Raw genomic sequence first — 9,867 nt, 5'->3', positions numbered from 1 at the left:
TAATCCTAGCCTCACCACCCGTTCATCCTGAGGAACAGTTTATTTCACAAATCTATATGAATAACATTTAACTTCTGCAAGGTACAATTCCCCTATTTCAGAGGGGTGTCCGTAGGACGGGGGTTTATTATTTTCGCCCAACGGGCCTTTTTCTTTGACATCAAAAGAAACAAAACCACGAAGTACGCATGATTATGTTCTGTGAACACACAGACCATGGAGCAGCTGAGATTTTCTTAGATGCCTAGATGGTTTAAAACATCTTTTATATAACGTCAACGATAGCGGAGTTGAAGGACAAGACTACAGCTAAATTAAAACCTAAACGCTACCCCCAGTTCCCCATGAAAATTAAACACATCATTGTGCGGAATGTAATACTGCGTATCTGTAAAATCCTGCTGCCTCCATTGATAATTCAACGATTTGACACCTTGAATCTTTGCATTAAAAAGTAAGTTTTTATAATTCCAGGTACCGTCAGCAGCTAAAGCAAAATCCACCCAGCTACGGCTACCTCCCTTGGCACTACCTATCCCACTATCGTAGAAATCTCTATTATGCTCTAGCCTTTCAAAACCAAATCCAAGTTTTTTTAATCCCTTCACCCAGCTGATATCAATCGATTGTAGATTTCCTCCTGTTCCATTTCCTGCACCCAATACTTCGCCATTATTGGTGTAACCTTGTCTAACTTCTCCATGGTAATAAAAACTACCAGCTCCTCGTAGCAGTAAGCCATCAATCGTTTGCGACATTTGGGTAACTTCAGCATTGACCTGGATAAACTCATCCATTTTACCCTTTATAGGTACTAATTTTTTTAATCCGAATAAATAAGAGCGTGAGTGATCTGGTGAGCCGATAAAATCTCTGAAATCATAAGAATTATCATTCAAGCCATATTCAAAATAAATCTCTGCCTTTGCCTTTGTAAATAACCAGCGGGCATATAAAGATGTTCGCTGATCTCTGGCAGAACCATCATCACCCGCTCCTTCACCTATTTTAGCCTTTTGGAAAGGAATGAAAAATGGAATATAATCTGCAAGACCATCCAGATCATTTCCATAAGACATAAAAGTCCTGGTAAATCCTAAAAATAAACCTGGCAACCATTTAGGTTGGTAGTTCACATTCAATCCGGCTAAATAACGCCAGTCGCTTTGGGGTTTATTCCATAAGTTAGTTTGATCTAACAATGGTGCAAAACCAGATTCTTCCAGTCTACCACCAATTATTTGCGCCTCAAATGATCCAATATAAGTTTTTACGGGTTTAACCGTATTCAATGTTAAATGTTTGAAACCAGTCGCGTTATTACTCATCATTAAACTATTCCGAACACCGGGCCCCCACCATAAATTTTCATTAGAAAGCCCTAACGAGGCTGGGCCAAAGGTTAATCGAATACTACTTTGCCCCCAAGACAACTTATTATAAGCGGAATTACCAAAACGCTCTGGTGCATCGATTAAATTATAATTGCCAAAATATGAACCTAATTCAGCAGTGCTTCGGTCATTTCCAAAGCTTTCAAAAGAAGCATTTTGAGCATACACAAATTCAGGTTTTAACTGAATACTCAAGGGGCCAAATTTTGCAAAAAAACCGCCACTCAATACTGTTTGATAGCCCTTTGCTGGCACCATAGCTCCATCATTCCAGCCATAAGGATGATGTGAATTAAATTGCTGCTGCCAGCTAAATGGAAGAATCTGAAATACACCTTTACCATTGGCAAAGCCTATTGGGGTGGATTGCTTTATTAATGATTCCTTAGCCAACGAACCGTCCGGATCAAAAATATTATCTTTTTGTAAAGCTTCAGCAAATAATGGTCTTACACTAAACGAAATGGAAGAATCCAGCTTCCCCAATAATTGCAACCTTCTGTAATAATCTTCTAAAACAGGTGTGCCAACACCTATTGTTTGAGCAATACTGTTTAAGGATAAACCACAAAACAATACAAACAAAAACAGCTTCTTTTCTTTTATTAACATATTAAAAACGATAAGTTACGCCGGCTTGTAATTGTAGGTTAAAGGCATCCCGGCCAGGCGTCATGTAAGGTTGATCGGGTTGTTGCAAAAGATACCACTGGTAATTCAAGGATTGAATACCCTGAAGCTTTCCATTGAAAATGAAGTTTTTGTAATTCCATTCACCACTTAAACCCAGGCTTAAATCAGTCCAATGCCTTCTATAATCTTTTGAATCTACATAAGCATAATAATAAAAATCATTATTATGAACCAAACGTTCTATTTGTAAGCCCAATCTCTTAAATCCCTTAATCCAGCTGACTTCAACGGATTGCATATTAGCGCCAGGGCCAATACCCGCACCCAAAACTTCTCCTCTATTAGTATAGCCTTGTCTGATGCTTTTACTGGTGTACCAGCTATCTAGGTTCATCACTTTAGAAATATCAGTTTCCTGCATTTGAGTAACTTCAGCGCTAATCATTAAGTTTTCATCTTTTCTTAATCCGAAAGGAAATAATTTACGAACACCGAAGATATAAGCCCTGGAAACATTGGGTTCAAGCGCTAAATCACTTAAACTTCCTGAATAATTATTCCGACCGAATTCGAAATAAACTTCTGCCTTTTCTTCAGGCCATAACCAGCGCATAAAATAAGAATTACGTTGATCTCTTTTATTGATTGCTTCGCTAGCTGCCGACTGTTTCTTTGATGAAAAGAAAGGTAAGTAATCACCAAACGAATTTAAACCATCACCATAACTTTGCGAACTCCGGGTTAAACCTAAAAACAAACCTGGTACCCATTTAGGTTGCCAGGTTATGGCTAAACCTGCAAGGTATCGCCACTTATTGTATTTTGGAACAAATAAAGATTCATTAAAATACTCCCTTTCAGGCTCAAGAACACCATAGCCTGAATTTTCTAACCTTCCCGCAATAATTTGTCCCTCAAAAGATCCAACCGGACTTGTAATTGGTTTTCGTGTATTAAGGGTTAAGTGTTTAAAGCCTGGTGCAGTATTGCTCATTAACAGAGAATTCCGCATGCCTGGACCCCACCACAAATTTTCTGTAGATAAACCAAAAGATAAGGCCTTGTAATTTAAACGGATGCTACTTTGCCCCCAATAAGCCTTAGTTATACCATCATTACCAAATCTGGCAGGCAAATCTATATTGTTGTAAAAATCATAATATCTCGCCACAATAACGCCATAATGATCTTTATCAAAAGTGTCAAAAGTAGCGTTAGCAGCTAATACAATTTCTGGCTTAAATTGAATCGTTAACGGCCCATACTCTGCATAAATCCCTGCAGTTATCAAGGTTTGAAAGCCCTTCGCAGGTAGCATTGCACCGTCATTCCAACCATAAGGATGATGAGAATTTACCTGAGTTTGAAAACTCATAGGTAATAATTGCCCGCGAAATTTACCATCTTTCGATTTCCAGCTATGGTCAGCATCTAAAAGATTGTACCTGCTTTCTAGCGAATCCGGATAAAAACTATCTTTTAAGCTAAATGCAAGGGTAGGAACTAATGGCCTTATTGTAAAAGATACTGATGAATCTAATCGGCCTGAAAGCTGCGCTCTTCTGTAATAATCCTCTAAACCAATTGAACCAACAGGTAACGACTGGGCTTGTACACTAATCTTAAATAATAGAAAAAAGAAAAGATATAAATATTTTAAATTGCTCATAAGCTAATCACTTTAACACGCAAATTATCTACCGACCAGCTTTCATCGCATTTTGGATCAGCGGTGTTTTTTTGAAGAAGCTGATCACGGCATTGCATCAATAAATCAGCTTTCGAGTGTTCAATAGTTTTAGTAATCCTATAAAGAGTTGTTCCTCCGATTTTGCCTTTTAAATTACAAACACCTGGTAAATTTACATTTGCAGCTCCGGTTTTAGGGTTTTGAGTAAAGTTCGGATAATCTTTAGGATAAGATTGTGGCTCACAAAATCCGGTAATATCACAATCAGCATTAGAAAAAGTAGTATTGATATACAAGTTCCCATCAACTAAAAATTTCCAGACATCGGGCCCGTCTACGGCATCAAACCCTGTTTTATTCCCATCCCAGCTATCATGTATATATAAATCAAATGATATTTCTACCAGCTTGTGTTTAGGCAAATTGCTAAGTTGTAAATCGAAACCTCCAGAATTATAACGCCCCAAAACATTTGTACCATTATAACCTTCTATAGTTCCTAAAGAGATATTGTTAAGGTTTTTACTTTCAAAATCGTTAAAGTAAACTTCTTGCTCGTCTTTAACTTCCTTTGAGCAAGAAACAAATAGAAAGCAAAGTACTGCAGCACTTATAAGTTTTTTCATATTGGAATTTAGGCAGATTATGATTTTTGATCCAGTTCTTCGAATACAGAATTTTTGCTTTTAAATTCTGGAACCAGCTTTTTCATATTAATAACAACTTGTCTGTCGTTATTGGATTTCGCAGAAAGAATAAGGTCTGCAATTTCTTCCCCAATTTCATTGAAAATATATTCTCTAACCTTACCAATCATAATTTTCTGGTGATGGGTTGGCATCGTATTTTCGTTATCATTAAGTAGCTCTTCGTACAATTTTTCACCAGGGCGCAAACCCGAAAACTCAATTTTAACATCAACATTCGGTTCCAATCCCGCCAAACGAATCATTTTCTTGGCAAGCTCAACAATCTTTACAGATTTACCCATGTCAAAAATGAATATCTCTCCACCTTTACCCATACAGCCTGCTTCTAAAACCAATCTGCAGGCTTCGGGTATAGTCATAAAATAGCGGGTAATTTCAGGATGCGTTACCGTAACAGGACCGCCCTTTTCGATTTGCTGCTTAAATCTCGGAATTACCGAACCATTCGAGCCCAATACATTTCCAAAACGAGTGGTAATAAACTTAGTAATCGGCTTTACTTCTAACTCGTTTATATAACTTAAACCATTACTAAAAATATGCTTATCTGCACTTAAAGAATTATTCAGCGATTGAACATAAATTTCTGCTATACGTTTTGACGCACCCATCACATTGGTCGGGTTTACCGCTTTATCTGTCGAAATCATTACAAATTTCTGAACACCATATTTAACAGATTTATCAGCAATAGTTTTTGTGCCCAAAACATTTGCTTTTACCGCTTCAGCGGGATTATCCTCCATTAATGGCACATGCTTGTAGGCTGCAGCATGATATACATAATGGGGTTTGTAGGTAGCAAACAAGACTTCCATTCTTTGCTCATCCCGAACATCACCAATAAAAGCATGAAAGTTTTTGTTCTTATTATTTTCTTCTAACTCAAGATATAACTCGTGTAGTGCCGATTCGGCCTGGTCACAAAGAATAATTAATCCAATATCAAATTTAGATAGCTGTCGAACAATTTCGCTACCAATGGAACCAGCTGCGCCAGTTATCAATATCCTTTTCCGGTGTAACATCTCGCCAATACCCTCAATATTGATATCAATCGATTTGCGGTTTAGTAAATCTTCAATATTTAATTTTTGAATTTGAGCAGGCTGAAGTTTCCCATTGGTCCAAACATCAGGTGGCGGGATATTTAAAATCTTAATATCATTCTCTAAGCACAAATCAATAATTTGATCTTTACGTTCATCTGGTATGGTATAAGAAGCAAAAATAATTTCGTCCAATTCGTGTTCTTCAATAAGGTACTCTAATTTTTTTGCATCTAAGATTTTTACGCCGTCAATAGTCTTTCCAACCTTTCGCTCATCATCATCCACAAAGGCAACTATATTTTTATTTACGCTTCCATCATGATCAAAAGTCCTTTTAGTCGCTAAACCAGCTTCACCCGCCCCGTAAATAATAACCTTCTTTTTATCTAATTTTAAGTTCTTGATATAAAGAAAGAAATATTTAATTAAAACCCGATAGGTGATCAGCAAAAGAAAACTCGCTAAGCCATTGGTGATAAGAATTGTATGAGGAACTAATGACTCTTTAAAAAATGTGATGGAAATCAGATTGAGAATAAAGAAAGTACCATTACTAATAATTACAGAGAAAAGAATGCGGAAGGAATCTTGCGCACTGGTGTAACGAATAATGCCAGCGTACGTTTTAATATTAAGAAAAACAGCAACATTTATAATTCCCAGAATCAATATATTCCTGGCAAGCTCAGGAATGTTAACCGCAGTTAAATCTAGGTTATGCCTTAAACTATAGGCAAATACCATTGAAAAAGTACAGATGATGATGTCCAGCAGGAATATAATCCAGCGAGGAACAATATTAATTTGTGTAAACAAGATTCAATAGGCTTTATTTCATGTAAAGGTAAATATAATATTTTTACTGCTAAATTTTATATTTCTATACATCCTCATAGCATACTCAATTAAGATGCCATGATTGAAACAAGCATGCTTAACTGAATATAACTGTCACCCTGATCGAAGTCGAAGGGCAAATCTTTCTGACCGAAAAATATCAAAACCTATTTCTTGCCTCAAAGTGTATTGAGGAAATACAATATATGCTTAATTGTCACCCTGAGCGAAGTCGAAGGGCAAATCTTCCTGACCAAAAATATCAAAAACTATACCTTTAGCTCACGCTAAGTTGAGTGAAGAATAACAGTCCGTACTTAATTGTCGCTCTGAGCGAAGTCGAATTGTCAGCATGAGCGGAGTCGAAGGATTATTCCCCAATTAATCTCTTTTTCCCCTCCATGGAGAATCGAACAAATAAGAATAATAACCCAAAAGATAACACTAAGCCTATTGCCAAGATATAAGAATCCTTTATAAATAAAATGATTAGGATATTAACAACAAATTGTACAAAAAAGTAAAGTCCAGAAACAACCAAATGAGACCATTTTTTTTCATTAGCCAGATATTGGTAAAAATGGCTCCGATGGGCTTTAAATATATTTTCTTTACGGAGAACCCTAAAAACTATTGTAATAACAGCGTCCAATCCATAAACCAATAAAAGCAAAATGTAGTTAAAATTTTCAGTTTTTAGAATCAATTGTCCAACCAAAAAAACCATAATGAAGGCAATACTTACACTCCCCACATCACCAGCAAAACACTTAGCTTTTTTACGGAAATTGAAAAAATTAAACACGATTAACGATAAAGCGATTATAATTAGAAAGTCGGATGATGTAAAAGAAACCATCTTTTCATTAATAAAATATAATGTTACTATAGCCAAAAAACTATAAGAACCTGTTATCCCGTTAATGCCATCCATAAAATTATAGGCATTGATCGTTCCAATAACAAAGATCAATGCAACTGGAATCCAATACCAGTTTAAGTCGAAAAGACTCCACTGGTAAAACATCAGCAACACAGCAATCAAATGGATACTTAATCTTATCTTATTGTTCAACGTGAGAACATCATCAATAAAGCTAATGGCAGTAATTACCAGAAGCCCTAACATAAAGTATGGATATTGATATCCATACAAAGTGAAGTAAATTATTGCCGACAAGCAAAATATTATTCCACCACCTCTTAATGTAATAGTTTGGTGTGAACTTCTTGCATTGGGTTTATCAATTATATTAAAAGAAGCAGCGATCTTAAAATAAATCAGTTCTATTATAAAAAGGATTGATAAGATGGCTACTATTGATATTAGTTTCATTAGAATTATTAATTGGTAAAGATAATTATTTCTCCTATTTAGCTTTAGGGTTTGGAATAACTAAATATTACCGAATGATTTTGCTGTTGCAGATAAGCCCCCTTGGCTGGATACTGGCAATTCTGTTTTTAAAGCCTTTTTTATTTTATCATTATTTACTACATAGTTCTCCGTTAACTTATTTAAACGTTCGGTACTAAGTGGAAGTTTAAGTATATCTCCAATTTTAGCCAATCCGCTAATTAATTTACGAGGAATTGCCCACAGTTTAGGCCTCTTTTCAAGCGAAGCAGCTAATATTCTAACCACATCACTAGTAGATAGTGATTCATCGTCCGCAATGTGATAAATACCTGATGGAATTTCATCTTCTATTATCTTGGCAATAACAAAGCATAAATTCTCTATACTCAAAAAAGATCGTTTATTTTCGAAAGAGGCTAAGGGGTATGGTATACCTTTCTGAATGAAACTGTATAATAAATTAAGATTACCCTTGTTACCTGGACCATGTATCATGCATGGGCGCAAAATATAGTATGACTTACCTACAGGCAATGGCTGAACTTGAATATATTCTTCTGCCATTAATTTTGATTTGCCGTAATCAGTCTTAGGATTAGGAACTTGGTCTTCAGAAAGTATCCCATCAACTATATCGGCAGCAGCTTTTACTGAACTAATAAATATAAATTTCCTAGCATCAGATTTTAAAAAATCGTCGTATAATTTTTTGGTCAATTCAAAATTGACTTTATAATACTCCTCCGGATTTGATGCTTTCTTAATATCATGTGCCTTTCCTGCAAGGTGAATGATCGCATCTGTATTGTCAAATTTTACATCTCGAAATAAGTCTGATCGGTTTAAAGCCTTCGTTCCTATACTAAGTTTGTTTAAATATGGGATCAAATTCATTCCAACAAAACCTGTTGCTCCAGTAATCAAAACTTCTAAATTCATATTAAAGCATTTGTTAAACTAACATACTGATTGGCTACAACTTCTTTGCTATACAATGTTTTTACAGCTTCATACCCAACATTTCCCATTTCTTCCAACTCGGCTTTTGTCACTGATTTTAAATAATCAACTATTATTTCAGTTTTAATATTTGAATCTTGATTTGTGATCAGCTTTGCACATTTATGTTTACTTAAAAAATTGATAATAGGGGTTCCGTCTCCCGAGCATACGATCAATGGCTTAGCACAGGCCATTATGGTATAAACCTTGGAAGGAAATCCATGACCTTCCATCTCTTTCGACATAAAAATGAACTGTAAATTTGCAAATGCCAATAATTGCGGCATTAATTCTCTAGGTTGGTAAGGCAAAATATGAACTTTACTTAAATTGTGGAGCCTAACCTGATCTATTAAGTACGACTTCATCACGCCTTCTCCAATGATATAAAAATCGACTTTGTCATCCTTTAATAAAATTGCAGTCTTGATTAATGGCTCCCAATCTTGCGCATGCCCAATGTTTCCTGCATACATTAATTTTAAATTGTCGTTAGGTTTAAAGTCAACAATATCCAACGATAATTCAGCTTTCGAAAGTGGCTTATATAAGCTAGTGTCAACAAAATTTGGTATAATGTGAAGTTTGCTTTTATCAGTAAACCTTCCTTCTATGGTATTATAAAACACTTCATCAATGGTTGTTACTGCACTCGATTTGTTATAAACGAATCTTTCCAGCCACTTCAAAAGTTTAATAACGAACTTTGATTTTAAACCGCCCTGCTCAATCAAAAAATCAGGATAAATTTCCTGGACATTGTAGAGCACTTTAGCGCCTTTCATTTTTCCAATAATCAAGTTTATTAGGCCAATAGTTAGAGGAGGTGAGGGTGATAAAATCGCTGATAAATTTTTCTGAGCTAAACCCAGAATTAAAGATACAATGTGCCAGTAAATAAAACCTAACAATCTTAAAGCAGTAGATTTGAACTTTTTCTGAGGTACGTGCATCACTTTTACACCATTAAACATGCTGGTGTAATAAAGCCCAAAAGCCTTTCTTGTTAAAGGCTGTTGGGCTAAATTTTCCTTAACAACATTATAATGAGGAGTAGTTGTTAAAACAATCACCTCGTATCCAGCTTGATTAAAAGCCTGGGCAATATCATTATACAGGTAAGCTGTAGATACACCGTCTGGACTAAATGCAATACTGTGTATTAAAACTTTCCTTTGATTTCTCATAT

7 protein-coding genes are annotated in these 9,867 nt (G+C 35.6%); all 7 read right to left on the bottom strand.

The features are described from left to right. Window positions 1-314: 314 nt before the first annotated feature. On the bottom strand, window positions 315-2,006 hold the full coding sequence (locus tag ACFOUY_RS06760; protein ID WP_378959723.1) for a capsule assembly Wzi family protein: 1,692 nt from the start codon (window positions 2,004-2,006) through the stop codon (window positions 315-317). Between the two features lies 1 nt (window position 2,007). Further along, window positions 2,008-3,696 carry a capsule assembly Wzi family protein gene (locus ACFOUY_RS06755; RefSeq protein WP_378959722.1) on the bottom strand — a complete coding sequence of 563 codons (1,689 nt, stop codon included), beginning with the start codon at window positions 3,694-3,696 and terminating at the stop codon, window positions 2,008-2,010. Continuing rightward, entirely contained in the window at window positions 3,693-4,343 is a 651-nt protein-coding gene (locus tag ACFOUY_RS06750) for a hypothetical protein (RefSeq protein WP_378959721.1), read from the bottom strand. Before ACFOUY_RS06750 ends, ACFOUY_RS06755 begins: the two co-directional genes overlap by 4 nt. Window positions 4,344-4,360: 17 nt before the next feature. After that, complete coding sequence (locus ACFOUY_RS06745; protein ID WP_378959720.1) at window positions 4,361-6,295, bottom strand: polysaccharide biosynthesis protein; 1,935 nt, start codon at window positions 6,293-6,295, stop codon at window positions 4,361-4,363. 391 nt (window positions 6,296-6,686) lie between these two features. Next, window positions 6,687-7,652 (bottom strand): MraY family glycosyltransferase, encoded by a 966-nt coding sequence (locus tag ACFOUY_RS06740; protein WP_378959719.1) that lies wholly within the window; start codon window positions 7,650-7,652, stop codon window positions 6,687-6,689. Between the two features lie 60 nt (window positions 7,653-7,712). After that, entirely contained in the window at window positions 7,713-8,615 is a 903-nt protein-coding gene (locus tag ACFOUY_RS06735; protein WP_378959718.1) for an NAD-dependent epimerase/dehydratase family protein, read from the bottom strand. Further along, window positions 8,612-9,865 carry a glycosyltransferase family 4 protein gene (locus ACFOUY_RS06730; protein WP_378959717.1) on the bottom strand — a complete coding sequence of 418 codons (1,254 nt, stop codon included), beginning with the start codon at window positions 9,863-9,865 and terminating at the stop codon, window positions 8,612-8,614. The genes ACFOUY_RS06735 and ACFOUY_RS06730 overlap by 4 nt, the downstream gene beginning before the upstream one ends. Window positions 9,866-9,867 lie beyond the last annotated feature (2 nt).

This window comes from Pedobacter jamesrossensis (genome assembly GCF_042650905.1).
Classification (GTDB): Bacteria; Bacteroidota; Bacteroidia; order Sphingobacteriales; family Sphingobacteriaceae; genus Pedobacter; species Pedobacter jamesrossensis.
Note: the sequence above shows the minus strand (reverse complement) of the source record. Positions and strands in the feature narration are given on the sequence as shown.